At 29.9% G+C, this 20,512-nt stretch carries 18 protein-coding genes; 15 read left to right on the top strand and 3 right to left on the bottom strand.

Translation table 11 applies throughout. The features are described from left to right. Positions 1-6 precede the first annotated feature (6 nt). The 15 genes from MBSPM3_RS02810 (at position 7) to MBSPM3_RS02740 (ending at position 16,619) form a co-directional block, all read left to right on the top strand. Complete coding sequence (locus tag MBSPM3_RS02810) at positions 7-975, top strand: DHH family phosphoesterase (RefSeq protein ID WP_069028422.1); 969 nt, start codon at positions 7-9, stop codon at positions 973-975. 219 nt (positions 976-1,194) lie between these two features. After that, entirely contained in the window at positions 1,195-2,577 is a 1,383-nt protein-coding gene (gene mnmE, locus MBSPM3_RS02805; protein WP_069028421.1) for a tRNA uridine-5-carboxymethylaminomethyl(34) synthesis GTPase MnmE, read from the top strand. A 95-nt stretch (positions 2,578-2,672) separates the two neighbouring features. After that, positions 2,673-3,611: a DHH family phosphoesterase gene (locus MBSPM3_RS02800; protein WP_069028420.1), complete on the top strand. Its 939-nt coding sequence runs from the start codon at positions 2,673-2,675 to the stop codon at positions 3,609-3,611. Between the two features lie 249 nt (positions 3,612-3,860). Then, complete coding sequence (thrS, locus tag MBSPM3_RS02795; protein WP_069028419.1) at positions 3,861-5,786, top strand: threonine--tRNA ligase; 1,926 nt, start codon at positions 3,861-3,863, stop codon at positions 5,784-5,786. Between the two features lie 288 nt (positions 5,787-6,074). After that, a complete protein-coding gene (gene infC, locus MBSPM3_RS02790; RefSeq protein ID WP_232308836.1) occupies positions 6,075-6,719 on the top strand; it encodes a translation initiation factor IF-3 in 645 nt (214 codons plus the stop codon). A 132-nt stretch (positions 6,720-6,851) separates the two neighbouring features. Beyond that, positions 6,852-7,058, top strand: a complete 207-nt coding sequence (rpmI, locus tag MBSPM3_RS02785; protein WP_011412939.1) for a 50S ribosomal protein L35 — start codon at positions 6,852-6,854, stop codon at positions 7,056-7,058. A gap of 14 nt (positions 7,059-7,072) precedes the next feature. Further along, complete coding sequence (gene rplT, locus MBSPM3_RS03330) at positions 7,073-7,996, top strand: 50S ribosomal protein L20 (RefSeq protein WP_069028418.1); 924 nt, start codon at positions 7,073-7,075, stop codon at positions 7,994-7,996. Between the two features lie 150 nt (positions 7,997-8,146). Further along, positions 8,147-8,776 carry a hypothetical protein gene (locus MBSPM3_RS02775; protein WP_069028417.1) on the top strand — a complete coding sequence of 210 codons (630 nt, stop codon included), beginning with the start codon at positions 8,147-8,149 and terminating at the stop codon, positions 8,774-8,776. Then, a complete protein-coding gene (locus tag MBSPM3_RS02770) occupies positions 8,769-9,827 on the top strand; it encodes a M42 family metallopeptidase (RefSeq protein ID WP_069028416.1) in 1,059 nt (352 codons plus the stop codon). Before MBSPM3_RS02775 ends, MBSPM3_RS02770 begins: the two co-directional genes overlap by 8 nt. A 270-nt stretch (positions 9,828-10,097) precedes the next feature. Beyond that, a complete protein-coding gene (acpP, locus tag MBSPM3_RS02765) occupies positions 10,098-10,328 on the top strand; it encodes an acyl carrier protein (RefSeq protein ID WP_011161081.1) in 231 nt (76 codons plus the stop codon). Positions 10,329-10,431: 103 nt separating this feature from the next. Beyond that, positions 10,432-12,897: a leucine--tRNA ligase gene (gene leuS, locus MBSPM3_RS02760; RefSeq protein ID WP_069028415.1), complete on the top strand. Its 2,466-nt coding sequence runs from the start codon at positions 10,432-10,434 to the stop codon at positions 12,895-12,897. A 150-nt stretch (positions 12,898-13,047) separates the two neighbouring features. Continuing rightward, complete coding sequence (gene gmk, locus MBSPM3_RS02755; RefSeq protein ID WP_069028414.1) at positions 13,048-13,686, top strand: guanylate kinase; 639 nt, start codon at positions 13,048-13,050, stop codon at positions 13,684-13,686. Further along, positions 13,667-13,912 (top strand): DNA-directed RNA polymerase subunit omega, encoded by a 246-nt coding sequence (locus MBSPM3_RS02750; RefSeq protein WP_042067559.1) that lies wholly within the window; start codon positions 13,667-13,669, stop codon positions 13,910-13,912. The genes gmk and MBSPM3_RS02750 overlap by 20 nt, the downstream gene beginning before the upstream one ends. A 170-nt stretch (positions 13,913-14,082) precedes the next feature. Further along, on the top strand, positions 14,083-14,997 hold the full coding sequence (gene rsmH / locus MBSPM3_RS02745) for a 16S rRNA (cytosine(1402)-N(4))-methyltransferase RsmH (protein WP_069028413.1): 915 nt from the start codon (positions 14,083-14,085) through the stop codon (positions 14,995-14,997). Positions 14,998-15,158: 161 nt separating this feature from the next. Beyond that, the gene (locus tag MBSPM3_RS02740) at positions 15,159-16,619 is read left to right on the top strand and encodes an MATE family efflux transporter (protein ID WP_069028412.1); all 1,461 of its coding nucleotides are present in this window, start codon (positions 15,159-15,161) and stop codon (positions 16,617-16,619) included. A 200-nt stretch (positions 16,620-16,819) separates the two neighbouring features. Here the strand turns inward: MBSPM3_RS02740 and MBSPM3_RS02735 are convergent, their stop codons facing one another. The 3 genes from MBSPM3_RS02735 to rsmA all read right to left on the bottom strand — a co-directional run bounded on the left by MBSPM3_RS02735 (position 16,820) and on the right by rsmA (position 20,421). Further along, entirely contained in the window at positions 16,820-18,820 is a 2,001-nt protein-coding gene (locus tag MBSPM3_RS02735) for a heavy metal translocating P-type ATPase (RefSeq protein WP_069028411.1), read from the bottom strand. A gap of 219 nt (positions 18,821-19,039) precedes the next feature. Further along, on the bottom strand, positions 19,040-19,339 hold the full coding sequence (spoVG, locus tag MBSPM3_RS02730) for a septation regulator SpoVG (RefSeq protein ID WP_034172172.1): 300 nt from the start codon (positions 19,337-19,339) through the stop codon (positions 19,040-19,042). Positions 19,340-19,614: 275 nt separating this feature from the next. Continuing rightward, on the bottom strand, positions 19,615-20,421 hold the full coding sequence (rsmA, locus tag MBSPM3_RS02725) for a 16S rRNA (adenine(1518)-N(6)/adenine(1519)-N(6))-dimethyltransferase RsmA (RefSeq protein ID WP_069028410.1): 807 nt from the start codon (positions 20,419-20,421) through the stop codon (positions 19,615-19,617). Between the last annotated feature and the right edge of the window lie 91 nt (positions 20,422-20,512).

Raw genomic sequence — 20,512 nt, 5'->3', positions numbered from 1 at the left:
AACATTATGAAAATTATTTACAATAAAATTAAAGCTTTTGAAACAATTATTATTCACGGACACATCAATCCAGATGGTGATTGTTATGGCGCTCAACTAGGTTTAAAAGATGCAATTACAGCAACTTTTCCCCAAAAAAAAGTCTATGCAGTAGGGCAACAAAATCATTCTTTATCTTTTGTAGGTGTGATGGATGAAGTTTGTGATTCTTTGTACCAAAGCGCTCTTGCTATTGTTGTTGATTGTGGTCAAGAAAACAAAATTAGTGACCAAAGATTTAAATTAGCTAAAGATACAATTAGAATTGATCATCATTTATTAATGGATAATTACTGCAATTATCAATGGGTAGATGCTAATTATTCTTCTTGTTCTCAAATGATTTTTGAATTTAAAGAAAAATGCAATATGAAATTAACTCATAAAGGTGCTTTGGCTATGTATGTAGGTATGGTAACTGATACTGGTAATTTTTGTTTTGATAGAGTTGACCAAAACACTCTTAAAGCTGCTTCTTCCTTAATTGCTTTTGACCTTGATGTATCACAAATTTTTTTTCATCTTAACAAAGAAACTCTTACCTTGTTTCAATATAAAGCCTATATTTATCAAAATGTAGTTACTTCCCAAGGATTTGCTTACGTTTTTATTTCTCAAGAAACATTGAAAAAATTTAACTTACATATTGACGTTGCTGCAAGTTTGGTTAATATTTTGGGTCATTTAGAAAATCATCCAGTTTGGGCTTTTTTCTTAGAACAACCAGATTTAACAATTAGAGCTCGCATTCGTTCTCGTGGTCCTGAAATTAACTCCATTGCTAGACAATTTAAAGGCGGAGGTCACCTTAGAGCTTGTGGTGCTACTTTAAATAACAATCAAGAAATGACTTTTTTCATATCTCAAATAAAAGACTCAATTAAAGCTTTTGAAACCAAATCCCAAGACAAAAATCCAAAACTAATTAAAAATTAATTAATAATAAAATTAATAAATTCAATAAATACACATATAAAAAAAATCTCCAATAACCAATAATAAAATTAACCAAATAAAACTTTTATTTTGATAATTCTTTTTCCTTTTCCTTTCGGTTGTAAATTATTTTCATATTATAAATGATAAATATCAATTTAAAACAACATTCAATAAATGAAAAGATTACAAAATCATAAAGAAAGGAGCCCCCAATAAATGTTTTTTGATACTATTGCTGCTATTTCAACTCCTTTAGGAACAGGAGGAGTTAGTATAATTAGGGTTTCTGGCAACAATTCTATTGCAGAAATAAATAAAATTTTTAAAGGCAAAGACCTTACCAAAACCAAAACACACACCATTACTCACGGTTTTATCCTCAACAAAGACCAAACTATTTTGGATGAAGTTTTGATTTCTGTTTTTAAAACTCCTAATTCTTTTACTGGCGAAAATGTTGTAGAAATTAATGCTCATGGCGGTATTTTAATTACGCAAATGGTTTTAGAAAGAGTTTTGTCATTAGATATTAGGTTGGCTTTTCCAGGCGAATTTAGCCAAAGAGCCTATCTTAATGGAAAAATGGACCTCATTCAAGCTGAATCCATTATGGACCTAATTCATGCCACTAATGAAAATGCCATTAAAATTGCTCATTCTGGTTTGCAAAAATACACTTCTCAATTAGTGACTTCTTTGCGCGACCAAATCCTTAATTTAATTGCTCAAATTGAAGTTAATATTGATTATCCTGAATATGATGACATTCCTCAAATCACCCAACAAAAAATTGCTTTGGAAGTTAAAAGTTTAATCAAGCAATTAGAAAATATTTTGAACCACTCCTATAAAAATAGATATCTTAAAGAAGGAATAAAAACTTTAATTGTTGGACGTCCCAATGTTGGTAAATCAAGCCTTCTTAATGCTTTTTTAAACGAAACCAAAGCTATTGTTTCTGATATTTCAGGCACTACCAGAGATTTTGTTGAAGCTTATTTTAATTGTCAAGGTATCACCCTTCATTTAATTGATACTGCAGGCATTCGTAAAACTGATGATCCCATTGAAAAAATAGGAATTTTAAGAACAGAAAAAATGCTTTTACAAGCAGAATTAATTTTATTAGTTTTAGATAAAAGCAATCATTTGCAAGAAGAAGATATCCAACTTTTGCAATTAACCAAAAACCATCCGCGCATTATTATAGGAAACAAAGCGGATTTGAAAAGTGATAAATTAATTTCTTCTCTTTCCAACAACTCTTCCCAATTAGCACCACAAGAAATTATTTCAGTTTCGAGTTTGGATAAAACAGGGTTTTTAGATTTACAACAAACAATTTTAAAAAAATTCCAATTAAATGATATCCAGCCCAAAGATTTTAATTATTTTTCTAATGCAAGACACATTAATCAAATCCAAATTGCTCTTCGATCTTTCCAAGATTTGCAACAAGCCCTTTTACAATCAATGCCAATCGATATTTATTCTATTGATCTTACTAAAGCTTATAAAGCGTTAGGACAAATTATAGGTGATAATCAAGAAAATAGTTTAATTAAAGAATTGTTTTCTAAATTTTGTTTAGGAAAATAAAAGAAACCCAAAAAATAAGAAAATATCAAGAACCCCCCAACCAACATCATTTTAACTAAACTAATATTTTAACAAATACAAAGAAAGGAACAAATATGAAATTTATTGAAACCCAAATTAAAACCTTTGACACTATCATTATTCACGGACATAAAAATCCTGATGGTGATTGTTATGGTTCTCAAATAGGTTTAAAAAATATGATTCAAAATACCTTTCCTCATAAAAATGTTTATGTGGTGGGGCAAACCAAAAACCATTTAACTTTTTTGGGTCAAATGGATGAAATACCAGATGAAACTTACCAAAATGCTTTAGTAATTGTAGTTGACTGCGGTACTACTCAAGCCATCAGTGACCAAAGATTTAAATTGGGAAAAGTTGTTATTCGAATTGATCATCATATTTTAATCGAAAATTATGGTAATTATCAATGGGTTGATGATTCTTTTGGTTCGTGCTCTGAGATGATTTACTTGTTAAAAGAAAAACTCAATTTAAACCTAACTTTTAAAGGTTCTTTGGCTATTTATGTTGGTTTAATTACAGATACTGGTAATTTTAGGTATCATAGAGTAAGTGCCCAAACTTTAAGAATTGCCTCAGAATTACTTAATTATGGTATTGATGTTGCTTTGGTGGAACAAAATATCAATAAAGTAACACTTAATTTTTTAAAATATCAAGGATATATATGTCAAAATATTATTGCTTGTGACGGATTTGCCTATGTTTATGTGAATCAACAAATAATTGAACAATTCAACATTACTTTAGAAGAGGTTTTTTTGTCGATTAATATTTTATCTAATATTAAAAATTTCCCCTTTTATGCTCTTTTTTTTGAATGTCCTGATTCTAAAATTCAAGTGCGTATTTGTTCTAATGGACCGCAAATATATCATATTGTTCAAAAATATGGTTGTAAAGGTCACCTAAGAGCTTGCAGTATGTTTTTGCCATCCGAAAAAGAAATTTTGCCTTTTGTTGCTACAATAAAAAAAGAAATTGCACCATTTTTCAAAACCACTTAAAAATTTAGATTCCAAATAATAAACACCAATCAACTAATTACTAAAAAAAGACTCCCTTTTTCTTGTGATTTGTGTTATAGTTATGATATATGTTATTTAATTTTTTAGTATAAAATACATATTATATCACACATTATTATTTAGATAAATTTTTTTGCCCTTTATTATTTTTTCTCCTCCATTATCTTTGTTTTTCCCCAATTTTTTAAAAGATCAAAAAATCAAAAAACTACAAAAGAAAGGGTTTTTATGATTAAAATCAGCTTTTTTGACAACCAAATACAAGAATTTATTTCAGGTATAACTCCTTTGGCAATTTGGAAAAAACACTTATCTACACATTTCAAAAAACCAGTTGCAGCCCTTTTCAACGACCAACCAATCGAACTTGATTTTCATTTGAAAGAAAACGGCAATTTAGAAATTTTAACCGAATCTGATCCTAAATCTTTGGAATTTCTTAATCACAGCACCGCTCACCTTATGGCGCAAGCCGTTGCAAGACTTTATCCAGGTGCCCTTTTTACAGTAGGACCTGCCATTAAAGAAGGATTTTATTATGATATTGATTTTCAAAATCACACCATTTCGGAAAAAGGTTTTCTTGCCATTGAAAAAGTAATGCATCAAATTTCTTTGGAAAACCACCCCATTACAAGAGAAGAAGTTTCTTTCGAACAAGCCCAAAAATTATTTGCTTGCAACCCTTATAAACAAGTTTTGCTGGAAAAATTTCGCAACCAGACTATCAGTATTTATCGTCAAGGAGAATTTTTTGATCTTTGCCGCGGCGGTCATGTAACCAAAACAAGCCTTATTAAACATTTTAAACTTTTAAAAATATCAGGAGCTTATTTTCAAGGAGATGCCAAAAAAAAAACTTTGACTCGCATCTATGGTACTTCTTTTTTCAAAAAACAAGCGCTTGCGGACCACTTGCAACTTTTGGAAGAAAGAAAAGAGCGCGACCACAAAAAACTTAACAAAGAACTAGATTTATTCATGTTTCATAAAGAAGTTGGTTTGGGACTTCCCTTTTGGCTTCCTAAAGGAGCTACTGTAAGGCGCATCGTTGAAAGATATATTGTTGACAAAGAATTAAGTTATGATTATCATCATGTCTATACGCCCATTATGGCAAATACTGAACTTTACCGTATTTCTGGACATTTGGACCATTATGATTCTAATATGTTTCCCATCATGACTTTGGAAAATGGTGAAAAACTAGTTTTAAGACCAATGAATTGCCCTCATCACATGATGATTTATAAAAAAACTCCTCATAGTTATAAGGAATTGCCTTTGCGTATTGCTGAATTAGGAATGATGCATCGGTTTGAAAAATCAGGAGCTGTTTCTGGTTTACAAAGAGTAAGAGAAATGACTCTTAATGACGCTCATATTTTTGCCTGTCTTGACCAAATCAAAGAAGAAATTAAAAAAATTATTAATTTAATTTTAGAAGTTTATCTTGATTTTAATATTAAAAATTATGAGTTGCGCCTAAGTTATCGTGACCCTAATGACACAGAAAAATATTTTAATGACGATCAAATGTGGCATCACGCTGAAAAAACCCTCAAAGAAACTATTCAAGAATTGAACCTACCCTTTAAAGAAGCCATCGGAGAAGCTGCCTTTTATGGTCCTAAATTAGATGTGCAAGTGTTTACTGCCCTAGGCAACGAAGAAACATTATCAACAGTACAACTTGATTTTTTGCTCCCTCAAAAATTTGATCTTACTTTTATTGGAGAAGACAACAAACACCATCGTCCTGTTGTCATTCACCGCGCAGTTGTTTCTACTATGGAAAGATTTTTAGCGCATTTAGTAGAAGAAACAAAGGGTGTTTTTCCTTTATGGCTTGCTCCTGTACAAGTGCTTTTAATTCCTGTGTCTGCTCCTCTACATTTGGAATTTAGCCAAAAAATTAAAGAAATGTTACAATTACAAAATTTCAGAGTAGAAATTAATTCCAAAGATACTACTTTGGGTTATAAAATTAGAGAAGCACAAAAATTAAAAATTCCTTATCAAGTTGTAATTGGCGACAACGAAATGACTAACAATTTAATTAATTTTAGAAAATATGGCTCTCACCAACAAACCACAATTAAAGTTGATGAGTTTGTTTCTTTATTAAAAGACCAAGTTTTGCAAAAAAAATAACCTCTTAATTGCCAAAATCCCCCAAAAACTATTGACAAACCGCACTTTTTATTATATAATTAGGACAGTGTTGTTATTGTTTTATTTTATAATATTCAAAATACAATTATAAAAATTATCAAAGATTTTGTAATAATCTTATGATATTAACGTGAAAAGAAGATTTTTCTCTCACTTGATTAACAATTAGTTTTTAGGCAAATGGCACATAAACATTTAATTTTTTTGTAAAAAAAATGCAAAAAACATTTAGTGTTAGTTATTTTAGAGAAGAGAAATGTTCATTGGGTGTTTCTCTTTTTTTATTTTATTTTCTCTTTTTGCCTTGTTTCATTTTCATGTTATGTCATTTCATTTCATTTTTACAAAATAACCCCAAACCTAAAGGAGGTTTTAAATATTAAAATCAACAAATTTAAAAAAAGTTCCAATTCCGATTTATATAATGAAAATATCCCACAAGGGGAATACCTCATTATTGATGAAAAAGGCGAACAATTAGGTGTTTTTGACCAAAAAGAAGCTTTAAAATTATCAGAACAAAAAGAAATTGATATTGTAGTGGTAAACGCAGATGCCTCACCGATGGTAGCGCGACTAATGAATTATCAAAAACATCGTTATAACCAACAAAAAAAACTTCGTGAAGCCAAAAAGAAAACCCAAATTATTGTTTTAAAAGAAATTCGCCTCAATCCTACCATTGATAAAAATGATCTAAATACTAAAATTAAACAAGCTCAAAAATTTTTAAAACAAGGTGATAAAGTAAAAGTTAGTATGCGTTTTCGTGGTCGTATGATTAATAATTTTCAATTAGGAGAAACAGTTTTTAAACAAGTTATGCAAGATTTGAAAAACCTATCTCAAATTGAGACTCCTTTAAAATTACAAGGTAATCAACTAACAGCAGTTCTGTCCCCTTTAAAATAACCCTTAAAGGTTATGAATGGTATTTGAATGGCTGAAAAATTACCCAAAACAAAACGCGACTCAACCAATTTACAAACCAAAAATATTTTTTTGCACCCAATTAAAAATTAAAAATAAATAAAATAAGAAAGGATGATTAAAGTGATTAAGAAAAAATCCCACAGCGGGCTTAAAAAACGAATTAAAATTACTAAAAAGAAAAAATTATTAAGAGGCCACGCCTACAAAAATCACCTTGCAGCTTCCAAAACTACTAAACAAAACCGCCAACTAAGAGGAGTTACTTGTGTTAAACTTTGTGATTACAACAGAATCAAAACTCTTATTAGAGGATTATAGAAAGGAAAAAGAATATGGCAAAAATTAGTTTTACTCCTGCAAGACACCGTCGTCGCAAAAAAGTTTTAAAAATGGCAAAAGGATATTTTGGTTCCAAAAGCACTCTTTACAAAACAGCTCACGAGCAAGTAATGCGCTCTTTGCAATACGCTTATAGAGACCGCAAACAAAGAAAAAGAGATTTTCGTAAATTATGGATCTCCCGTATTAACGCTGGTGCTATGTTATGCGGCATACAGTATTCTCGTTTAATGCACGGACTTGCTTTGGCAAAAGTAGATGTTAATCGTAAATTATTAGCAGATTTATCACATTTACAACCAGAAACTTTCGCACAATATGTTCAATTAGCAAAAGAAGCCTTAGTGCAATTTCAACAAACATTAAAACAAAAAAAAGCGCAATTAACTAAATTACAAGAAGAACAATTAAACCAACTTGCACAAAAAGAAGAAAAACCATCTCAACTTAAAAAAACCCCAAAACCACAAACCACTCAAGAAAAATTAGAAGAAGCAAATTCGCCAAAATTAGAAAAAAAAGAATTAAAAGAAAATGCTCCTAAATTAGAACAAAAAGAACCCACTCAAACAAAAGAGCAAGAACAAACACAAGAATTACAACAAGAAAAAACAGTTGAACCTGTAAAAGCTGTTGAAGTTTTGCAACAAGAAACACAACCACAACCCGAAGAAAAAACTTCTCTACAACCTGAAAAAGTTTTATCTACTGAAATTTCTGAGGAAAAATCCGATGATGCTTTGGAAACAAAACCACAAACTACCCAAATTAAAGCAAAAAAACCTTCTTTAGATTTATCTAAAATGTTGCTTCTTGAGTTAAAAAAATTAGCTAAAGAACACAAAGTTCCTAATTTTCATAAACTTAAAAAAGCCGAAATTGTTACAGCTTTAAAAAAGCTCTTGCTAAAAAAATAATTTAAAAATTTAAAAATACGTATTTTCATGATTTTTCATTTTTTAATTTTAAACTTGATTTGTATGTTTTTTCATGAATAATTATTTTTTAATTTTTCATTTTACAATAATTAGAAAAAATAAAATAGGAGTTATATAATATATAATATAATGAATCAAATGAAACAAAAACGTTTACAAGGATTTTACTCTTTATTATTGGCAATTTTTTTCTTTTTGGTAGCTGGATGTTGTTTTTTTGACCAAACTTTCCAACTTGGAAGTCTGAAATTCCAACTAGGATTATTTTTCTTAGGTGTCCTTTTATCGCTATTTACTTATTTAGTAGTTTTTAAAAAATACAAAGAAACTTTATCCAAGCTTCGTTTTGTCTTTGCCCTAGAAGCTTTTGTCTTTGTTTTTGTCATTGTTACTGCCTTTTTGTTACCAGGATTAGGCTTGTTAAATATTGATGATTTCAAAACCAAAAACCCTTTAGTTGGCAAACTTTTAACTTTTAACTATTGTTTATCATTGATGTTTGTTCTTCACAGCTTCATCAATTTAAATATTAATTATTTCAAGAAACAAAACTTTTCATTTTTCATTTTATATCTTTTAATGTTTGGATTTGGTTGTTTCGGATTAGGTAGCAATTTATTTGAAAACTTAAAAGATATCATTTTAAAATCATTTGCTGTTTTATCTTTAATGCACAGTATTTATCTTACATTTAAAGGAATTAAACAATTCCAAACCGCTAGTTTACACGCACCCAAAAAGGATAATGAAAATGAGTGATTTAGTTTCTTTATTAAAAGATTTAACAATGTTAAATGGTATTCCAGGTCAAGAAAAAGCAGTTGCTAATTATGTAGTTGACAAAATCAAAAACCAAGTAGACTCCATCGAATATGATAATTTAGGCTCTGTGATTGCTTGTAAAGGAAAAACAGGACCTCGCATTATGTTTGCAGGACATTTGGATGAAATAGGCTTAATAGTTAAGCAAATTACTCCAGAAGGTTTTATCAAATTCCAAACTCTTGGTGGTTGGTTTTATCAAGTGATGCTTGCTCAAGTTTGGCAAATTCACACCGATAAAGGTGTTCTTAAAGCAGTTACTGGTTGCAAACCTCCGCATGTAATGTCTTTTCAAGAGCGCAATCAAGTTATCAACACTTCTTCTATGTATTTAGATATTGGAGTTTCCAACAAAGAAGAAACCTTAAAATTAGGAGTTCGCGTTGGTGATATGGTAACTCCTTATATAGAATTCAGCACGCTTGGTAATTCTGATTATCTCCTTGCAAAAGCCTTAGATAATCGCGTGGGAGTTGCAATTGTGATGCAAGTTTTACAAAATGTCAATCCTACTACCAATCAATTTTTTGGTGTTTTTACTACCCAAGAAGAAGTAGGACTACGCGGAGCTCAAACCAGTGCTCACAAAGTACACCCTCAAATTGCTATTGCTGTTGATACTGGTATTGGAAATGATGTTCCAGGGGGCGAAAAAGAAGGGCACACTCTAGGAAAAGGTCCTCAAGTTTTAGTTTATGATGGGGGCTTAGTCGCTCACAAAGGATTGCGTAATTTTGTCCTTAAAATCGCTGCCCAAAACAATATCCCTGTTCAAGAAATAAGTGGCAGTGGTGGTAGAACTGATGCTGCAACTATGCATTTAGTGCGCGAAGGAGCCGCTTCCTTATCTTTTGGCGTTCCTGTACGCTACATTCATTCCCACACTTCTGTAGTTCACAAACAAGACATCATAAACACTGTTAAACTTTTAACTTTGTTAGTAAATCAATTAGACGAAAAAAAAGTTAACGAAATTTTATTTCAATAAAAACACTTCCAAAATTAAATAATTTCTCATTGGCAAACTAAATTATTTGAATAAAATATTTTAGTTTGTTTCTTGTAAATAGGCACCTTTTTATAACTTATAATCAAAATAACTTCATTTCAGACCACCTTATTTTGCAAATTTACACACCAAACCACAAGCAAATAATTTACTTTTGTTTTTATTTTGGCAAATGCAACAATTAAAAAAAGATTTTTTTTAGTATAATATTATTAAGCAATTATTGCTTTTTTGAAGGAGAAATAAAAAATGGTTTTTGAAAAAATTAAAGCTTTAATTGCCACCCAATTATCTTTAGACGCTTCTACAATTACTTTAGACACTCGTTTTAAAGAAGATTTAGGACTTGATTCGCTAGACGCTTTAGAACTAGTTATGGAAGTAGAAAAAACATTTCAAATCAACATTAGTGATGCAACTTTACAAAATTTTAAAACCGTTCAAGATATCGTTTTTTACATAACCAAAAACACCCCTTAAACTAACTCATTTTCTTTTTCAATCATTTTCACAATTAATTTAAATTTATTACCACATTATAACACATTATAAAAGTTAAAACAAATATAGAAGGCTTTCGAGTATGACAAAATTAATTTATGATTTTAAACAAATAGAACATAAATGGCAACTTTATTGGCAACAAAATAAGGTGTTCAAAACTCAAGATAACTTTTCACAAAAGAAATTTTATTGTCTTGATATGTTTCCTTATCCTTCTTCTGAAGGGCTTCATGTAGGCCATATTGAAGGTTATACTGCAAGCGATATTATGAGTAGGTTCAAACGCATGCAAGGTTTTAATGTTTTGCATCCTTTTGGTTGGGATTCATTTGGGCTGCCTGCCGAACAATATGCTTTGCAAACAGGCAAAACTCCCCGTACTTTTACTTATGAAAACATCAATAATTTTAAAAAACAAATTCAAAGTATTGGTAAAAGTGTTGATTGGGATAGAGAACTTGCCACCTCAGATCCTTATTTTTATGCCTGGACTCAATGGATTTTTAAAAAACTTTACGAAAAAGGACTAGCAGTTCTCAAAAATACAGAAGTAAATTTTTGCCCTAATTTAGGAACAGTGCTTGCTAATGAAGAAGTAATTTCTAATGAAAAAGGGATGTTTTCTGAAAGAGGCAATCATCCAGTTGTTAAAAAAAAGATGAAACAATGGGTTTTAAAAATAACTCAATATGCAGACAGACTTTTAGACGACCTTAATTTAGTTAATTGGCCTTTAAATGTGAAAGAAATGCAAGCTAATTGGATTGGCAAAAATCAAGGTGCAATCGTCTCTTTTCCAGTTTCTGACCAAAAAATAACTTTAAAAACTTTCACCACTCGCCCTGATACTCTTTTTGGTGTAACTTTTTTAGTAATAGCGCCCGAACACGAATTAGCCTTACAACTCACCAAACCCGAATACCAACAAGCAGTTAACAATTATTTGGAATTAACCAAACAAAAAAAAGACTTAGAAAGAGACATCAATAAAGACAAAACAGGTGTTTTTACGGGTAGTTTTGCAATTAATCCTTGCAATAACACCAAAATTCCTATCTGGATTGCTGATTATGTCCTTCCTCATTATGGCACAGGTGCTTTAATGTCTGTTCCTTTTCATGATCAAAGAGATTTTGAGTTTGCTCAAAAACATGGTCTAAAAATGATTCAAGTTATAACTCCCCCGTCTTCTGATTTGGAAAATCCTACCGCCAACCAACCCAACCCTCCCTTAACTGAAGCTTATACGGGAGAAGGCATCCACATCAATAGTGATTTTTTAAATGGTCTTAATAACGAACAAGCCAAAACTAAAATGTTGCAATTTTTAGAAAAAAATAATCACGGTTACTCTCATTATACTTATAAATTGCGTGATTGGGTCTTTTCGCGCCAACGATATTGGGCAGAACCCTTCCCCATTTATTATGATGACACCAACAATAAAATTTATACTGATAGCGACGAAAACTTGCCCATAGAACTTCCTTTTTTGGAACAAATCAAACCATCAGGCACAGGCGAATCACCTCTCTCCAAAGCCCATTTTTGGCTTTATTTTGAAAAAGATGGCAAAAAATATCGCAGAGATTCTAATACTATGCCACAACTTGCAGGTAGTTCTTGGTACTATATTGGCTATATTTTGAAAAATTATTTGGGTCTAATCCCATTAAATACCACCAAAGCAAAAGAACTACTTGACTATTATTTGCCAGTAGACTTATACATTGGAGGAACAGAACACGCTGTTGGTCATTTACTTTATGCACGTTTTTGGCATAAGTTTTTATACGATCTGGGTTTAGTTTCTACCAAAGAACCTTTTCAAAAATTAGTTAATCAAGGTATTATTTTGGGAAATGATCACACTAAAATGTCTAAATCCAAAGGCAACGGCGTAAGTTCTTCTTTAATGCTTGCACGCTACGGCGCTGATGTACTGCGAATTTATATCATGTTTATGGGTCCGTTAGAAGATATTAAAAGTTGGTGTGAAAAAGGTTTCAAAGGAATACAACGTTTTTTAAATAGAGTTTATCAAATGTTTTCTTTTGCAATGCCAAATGATTTTGAAACTTCTCTAAACGCTATTTATCATCAAACCATTTTTAAAACAACCCAAGATTATGAAAAATTGAAATTCAATAAAGTTATTAGTCAATTAATGATTTTTGTCAATCAAGTTTATAAACATCAAAAAATAGGCAAAAAACAAGCACAGACCTTTTTGCAACTATTAAATCCGATTGCTCCTCACTTGACAGAAGAAATTAATCAAACTATTTTGAAAAATAACAACCAACTAGTTGCTTTAACTTGGCCTTTGTATGATAAAACTCATTTAGAACAACTGCAAGTAAAAATTATTTTGCAAGTAAATAGTAAATTAAGAGCTGTTTTGGAACTTCCTTGTGATTTGTCTTCAGAACAAATTAAAACTCTAGCTTTGCAAGATGCAAAAGTTAATAAGTTTGTATGCCATAAAAACATTCAAAATATGATTTATATTCCCAATAAATTATTAAATATTATTGTTAATTAATCAATATTAACATCAATATTAATTTTTGGTGGCAATTGTGTATTTTAATCAAAACCACTTTTAATTTTAATCTTCAATTTTTAAAATTATTTAAGCACAACTAATATTATTAAGCACTTTCACAAAATTTAATAAAAAAGGTAAGTTAACATGAAATTAAATAAAAAAGGACTTTTAATAGTTCTTTCAGGACCTTCAGGAGTTGGCAAAGCCACTGTGAGAAAAGCTTTGTTTGAAATGACTAATCATAATTTTGTGTATTCTGTTTCTGCTACTACCAGAAAACCGCGACCAGGTGAACAAGATGGTAAAGATTACCATTTTCTAACTAAAGAAGAATTTGAAAAAGGGATTGAAAATAATTGTTTTTTAGAATGGGCTAAATTTATTGATCATTATTATGGAACTCCTAAAAAGCAAATTCAAGATTTTTTAAAACAAGGAAAAGAAGTGTTTTTAGAAATTGAAGTTGAAGGAGCCACTCATTTAAGAAAAAAGCGTATGCCAAACACAGTTTTTATTTTTTTGGTTCCGCCTGAAAAAAAAGCTCTCTACGATCGTTTAAAAAAACGCGGCACTGAACAAGAAGCAAATATTGCAAAACGAATTGCCAAAGCCAATAACGAGTTTCACTTAGTTCACAAATACGATTATATTGTAGTAAATGATGAAGTGTCTAATGCTGCTGACCGTATTATTGCAATTATTAGAGCAGAACATGCCAAAACGAAACGCAGTATTCGTAATTATTTAAAAATATTGGAGGATAATGGTTATGCAGAACAATAGTAAACCAAATAAAAAAAAATACAATAAGGAAGGTTTGATCTATCCTTCGATTGATAAATTGTTGGATCAAATTAATTCCAAATACAAATTAGTTCATATTGCAAGCAAAACTGCTCATGTGATAGAAGCTCAAAAAAAAGAATTGCCTGAACTTGTGTGTAATAAAGTAGTTGGTAAAGCTTTGGAAGAAATTATTAATGATAAAGTTAAATTTGTCTTTAAGTAATTAATATTTAGGTACCATTTCACAATTGATAAAATAAGTTAAATTACAAATAATATTGTGTAATTTAACTATTTTTTTATAATTGCAATTCATCTCTTACCTTCCTTTTATTTTTCCACCATTTATTATTTTTAATCACATTTTTTAACTTTGCAAGCGAGGTAAAATCCATGAATAAAACACATTTTAACCACATTTCAGTTCTCAAACAAGAAGCCATAGATTTTTTAAAGATAAAGCCCGAAGGTATTTATGTAGATGCCACTTTAGGACAATGTGGGCATACTATAGAAATTGTAAATCTTTTGCAACAAGGATTTTTATATTCTTTTGACCAAGATGTAGAAGCTTGCACAAACGCTAAAAAAATCTTGCCCCCACATTTGCCAATTGAAATAATTCATAGCAACTTTTCGCATTTAAAAACCCAATTAGCACAACGAAATGTTTTTCAATTAGATGGTATTTTATTTGATTTAGGGCTATCTTCTTTTCAAATTGACAATCCCCAAAGAGGATTTAGTTATTTGCACAACACTCCTTTAGATATGAGAATGAATGTTAATCAAACAATTACTGCACAATATATTTTAAATAATTACTCCTTTGCACAATTAAAAAATATTTTTAAGATTTATGGTGAAGTTAAAAATGCTGCTTTGGTTGCCTCAGAAATTATTAAACAAAGACCTTTGTGCACATCTTATGATTTGGTTGCCATCACTGATCGATTTTGCAATCGCCAAAAAGGACATAGTGCTAAAAAAATATTTCAAGCATTGCGTATCGAAGTTAACCAAGAATTAGAATCTTTAAAACAAGCCTTGGAACAAAGTCTTGATTTGTTAAAACCCAATGCCAGGATAGTAGTTATTAGTTTTCATTCGTTAGAAGACCGCATTGTTAAACATTTTTTAAAAAAACATAGTACTTTTGTTTTGCCTAAAAAATTGCCTATTACAATTATGCCCCAAACTCCTTTAAGTATTATTACTAAAAAAGCTTTTTTGCCAAGTGAGGAAGAAATGCAAAATAATTCTCGTAGTATTTCTGCTAAAATGAGGGTAGCTGTCAAAAATGGTTAGTTATCTAAATAAATGAAATAGTTAGCGCGCCTCCTCTAAATATCACCTTTTGCCTCCCAAAACCCCTCTAATTTTGATAAAATATAATATGTGTTATAGCTTTTATTTACACATATTTTCAAGTTGTTTGACCCAACCAAAACATTAGATGGAGGTTTTTTGTGGTTAAAACAAAAGCAACAACACAAATTTTAATTAATGAAAAAAGAAATAGAAAATTTTTATTAGAAGGAAACTTATGGAAAGTAATTTTTTATTTTACCTTTCCTATCATTATTTATTGGATTTTTCAAAATGCATCAGATGCTATTGATCTTTTTATTTTAAAAAGAAATCAAATTTCAGATAATCAACTTACCTTTGTAAGTCGCGTACATATATTTAAAGGTATTCTTGTTCCTTTTGGTATTTCTATTGCCACAGGAGGAGTTATTTTAGTAGGGCGTGCTTATGGACAAAATAATATTAATAAAATGCACCTTTATTTGGCAAAAACGTTTGTTCTTTCCATTTTAACTGGCTTTATTTTGGTCTTTTTATGCATTTTTGTTTTTAAAAGTTTCATTGCAACTAATATTTTAAAAATTAGTCAAAATGCAATTGAAAACAATGAAGGTATTAAATATTATAATCTTATTATATTGTCGCTTGTTTGTATCATTATAAATACAGTTTTTTTAAGTTTGGAGCGTGCCAAAGGTAATAACAAAATTGCTCTTTTTTTAAATATTTTAAACGCTTCTGCTAAAATTATTTTTTCTTTTGCTCTTTTTCATTATTGGAATTCTTCCATGGTTTCTTTGGCTTTGGCTACTTTGATTTCTAACGGAATTGTTACTTTATTTGCTTTGTGGTTTTTATTTTTTGACAGCAAAAATCCCTTCCGTATTATTTTATCCAAAATCAGTTTTGATAAAGAATTTTTGAAAAAACTTTCTAAATTAGCTATTCCTGTTTGTGCTAGTATTAGTATTTATAGTGTTGGCAAATTAATTGTAAGTATCATTGTTAAAGAATGGTACGGTGATCCTCAAGGAATTAGTAGTTCCCAAATTGGAGCTAATTTAGCCTTAGCAGTAACTATTAATAATGTCTTTTATAATGCACTTAACTCTTTTTCTGATTCCCAAAATGCTATTATATCTCAAAATTTAGGTCATAACAATCTTAATAGAGTCTTTGAAGCATTCAAAAAAATTATTTTTTGTATGTGTGTTTTGGCTTTAATAGGTTCTTTGATTAATATTTTTGGTTATAAGTTAATTTTGCCATTATTTCATGATAGTCCTTGGGAAAAGATTCCTAGTTTGGAACAAGATGCTTTCCGTACATTATTATTTTTTGAAACTACTAGCTTATGGTTATCGTGTGGTTCTATTATTATGTTTAATTTTTTATTAGCTTTTAAACGCGTAGGACCTTCGGTTTATCTGAATTTTTTAAGAACTTTAATTCGTATCTTTTTTATTGTTCTTTTTTCCAAACACTTTTTAAATCAAGGTGTAATGGGAGTAGGTTTGAGTATTTTTCTTAGTAATTTTATTTGTTTTATCATTACATTATTAATTTTTGCAACTTTTTATCTTAAATTAAAACGTGATAAAACATTTGAACAAGATTAAATATTTTATATATTGTAATAACTTTTATATTGATAATTATTTAATAATAATAGATTTTATTATACTCAAATAAAATACTTCCAAATTTAACACTCTTTTAAATTATGTTTTGAATCTTAATATGTAAATAAAAAACCACCCTTTTAGGGTGGTTTTTTTTGTCTTTGTGCTGTCTTTTATAATGAGGTTAATAAAGTAAATTATTTATTAAAAGATTTTGTGTTTTTCTTTTTGTCTTTTAGTTTGGGGTTTTTGGGACTTTGTAAAAGTCTTAATCCATTGAAAATAACTAAAAGTGTGCTTCCTTCATGGCAAGTGACTGCCCAAGGTAAATTCATTTCTCCAAAAAGATTACAAAGATTCAATATACAAACTACTACCATAGCAAAAATAATATTTTGCCAAATGATTTTGCGTAGTTTGACAGCTACTTGGTGAATATAGATAATTTTTGATAAATCATTTTGCATTAAAACTGCATCTGCTACATCCATTGCCACATCAGTACCGTTTTGCATCGCAATTCCTACATCAGCAGCTGTAAGGGCAGGAGCATCATTGACACCATCACCTACCATTACTGTAGTGCCTTTTTCTTTTTGTAGTTCTTGAACTTTTTCTAGTTTATAGGCAGGTAGAATATCTCCCCAAGCTGCTTTGAGATGAAGTTTTTTTTGTAAGATGTAAGCGATTTGTTGCGTATCTCCTGTAATTACTGCAGTATAGATGTTTTTATGGTTGAAGTATTGCATTAAATGATAAGCTTGAGGACGTAATTTATCCAAAAGAGCTAAAACCATAACAATGTTATTATTACAACTAAAATAAACGATGGTTTTGCCTTCGGATAAAAATTTTTGCGTTTGGGCTTGTAAAGATCCACAGATTGGAGTTTGGGTAAAAGCAGTAGCTTTGGCAATTTTATAATGATTGTTTTGATAAAAAGTTTCAAGGCCGATGCCAACTGAGCTAGTAATTTCAATTTGGAGGTGAGATTTGTGGTGGAAATGATTTTTAATAGCTAGTGCTAAAGGATGGTTGGATTTTTGTTCCATCCCTAATAATATATCTAAATATTTGTGATATTTTTCTTCAGAGATTTCGGGGGCTACATAAACATCAGTTACTTGAGGTTTGCCTTCGGTAAGGGTGCCTGTTTTGTCGCATGCAAAAGCTTTGATATCTGCCATTTTTTCCAAAGATCTGCCGTTTTTGAATAAAATCCCTTTTTTAGTGAGGTTAGAAATAGCTGCAAGAGTGGAAGGAATGTCAGCTGCAGCTAGGGCACATGGAGATGATACAGTTAAAAAAATCATTGTTTTGTGTAGCCAAGTGCTAAATTCGAAATTGGGATTACTTGGTCCAGTAAAATGTAGTATTCCTGCAAGACCAAGGACAACAACAACTGTTGCCATAATGGTTTTTACATAAATTGGTTCTATTTTTTTAATTAAAGTAGCAGTTTTGGAAATATTGTTTTGGGTTTGGCTTACTAATCTTACAATTTGAGTAAAAACAGTCTGTTCGTTAGTAGCTGTGACACGCATAACAAAATGGTTGCTGCCGTTAATGGTGCTGCCGTAGACAAAATCGCCTGGTTGTTTGTCACAAGGAATGCCTTCGCCTGTAATGTTAGCTTCGTTAATGTTGGGATTGCCCGAAACAATGACGCCGTCAGTAGGGATTTGGTCGCCTGGTAAAATTAAGACTAAATCATTGATTTTGAGTAGTTTGGAAGGAATAATTTCAGTACTGCCGTCTTCTTTTTGTAATCTTGCTTCTGCTACTTGAAGCTTTAAGAGATTTTTGATTTCTTTTTGACTTTTTGTCTCAACGTATTCTTCTAAAAAAGAAGCTCCTGAAAATATGACAATTAATAAAATACCGTCGTTGTAGTTTTTTAAATATAAAGCTCCCAGAGCCGCTAAAGTCATTAAAATATGAATATTGGGAGTGAATTTTTTAAATTTGCAAGTATCTTGCCAAGTTTCTATAAAGCCTTCTAAAATAACATGATAGCCGATTAAAAATAAAAGTGCCAAAGAAACAAGAACTAATACTAGTGTGTTTGTGCAATTATGAGAATGCAAATATAGAGCAAATAAACTATATAAAAATGTTCCTATAACAAAACAAATTAATGGTTTTTTATCGTTGTGTTCGTGATTGTGGATGGATGAAGAATTGCTGCAACAATACAAATTTTTGTACCTCTTTGCTTAATTTTTTTGGATAAATATAATTGTAAATATTTTAGTAATGTAAAGTGTGTTTGGAAAAAGTGTTAATGGATGAGTTGTTTGTTAGTTTTGGGTTTTTAGTTTCGCATTTGCAAAATTTTTTAATAAAATGGCGTTTTGAATTCAAAACATGTAAAAAAAATTCCAAAAAAATCTGGAATTTTTTAAAGTTAATAATTATTAATTTTCAGAATTTTGAGAAAAATCTTCTTCTTGTGGAGGGTTATCTAGCAAATCTTGGTATTTGTTTTTGATGCAATTTTCAATTAGTTGACGGGTTTCTGAATTGATGGGATGAGCGATATCTCTAAAGTTGCCTTTGGAAGTTTTTCTACTTGGCATAGCAATAAATATACCTCTTTCTCCTTCTATAATTCTGATGTCATTAACTACAAATTGGTTTTCAAAAGTGATTGAAGAAACTCCTCTTAATCTACTTTCACCGTTGATTTTTCTAATTTTTACATCGGTAACTTTCATTTCTTAAGCCTCCAGTTTTGCTTCATTTTATATTAAATGCTAAATTATTATTCGTTATTTATTATTAATTATTTATGGTTTGTGTAATGATACAAATTAAAAATTACAAATAAAATATAAATAATAATTGGATGCAGTTAATATTTTAATGGTTTTTTTATTTAAAAAAAGATTAATATTTAATTTTTTGATATTGATGTTTAATATCGGAAAAAAGGAAAATCATTTCCTAATAAGCTTTGTGATTTATTTTCAATATGAAAAGTTTTATTATTTTATGACATATTAAAAAAAATAAACCATTTAACAGTTAATTTTTGAAAAGTTTCTAAAGTTACCTGTTCGGCTCTAATTTGTAAAGGGATGTGATGTTGTAAGAAAAAAGGAATAATGGTTTCTTTGGATAACAAAAATTGACAAGATAAGTTGTTGAGTAAAGTTTTTCTTTTTTGTTTAAAGGAAGCTTTTATAAACTTGATAAATTGTTTTAAGAAAGTAGGGCAAATGTTGTTATTTTTAGTAAGTTTAATAACAATACTGTCTACTTTGGGTGCAGGAAAAAACATATATCTTTTAACTTCTTGGATTTTTTCAATACTAAATAGAAATTGAATAATTACAGATAAAGCGTTATAATTTTTGTTATTGGGTTGAGCCAGTAAACGCATTCCTACTTCTTTTTGAATCATAATAGTAGCATCATTAATTTGGGGAGTGTCAATAATTTTAAAAAGAATAGGTGAGGTAATATAATAAGGTAAGTTACCAATTAAACTTAATTGAGAGTTAGGACTAAAATAATAATCAAAATCTTTTAATAAATCTCTTTTTAAAAAATCATCATAAATGATATTAACATTGTTATGATTTTCAAAATTTAAAAAAGGTTTGAGAGTAGCATCAATTTCATAGGCTAAAACATGTTTAGCTTGAGGGACAATAATTTTGGTTAAAGCACCTTTGCCAGGTCCAATTTCTAAAACATTTTTGTCTGTGATGGAAGCCTTAGTTACAATTTTGTTTAATAAATTAACATCTGTTAAAAAATTTTGACCGTATTTTTTTTTGGTTGTATGATGCATTTGATTTCCTTAAATAAAATTGATATGGATGTTGGCTTTTGGGATTTGTTGTTAGTTGAGAATTGGGGAAGTTGTTTGGGAGGGGTTTATA

The sequence above is a fragment of the Candidatus Phytoplasma zeae genome, assembly GCF_001712875.1.
Taxonomy (GTDB): Bacteria; Bacillota_I; Bacilli_A; order Acholeplasmatales; family Acholeplasmataceae; genus Phytoplasma; species Phytoplasma asteris.
Note: the sequence above shows the minus strand (reverse complement) of the source record. Positions and strands in the feature narration are given on the sequence as shown.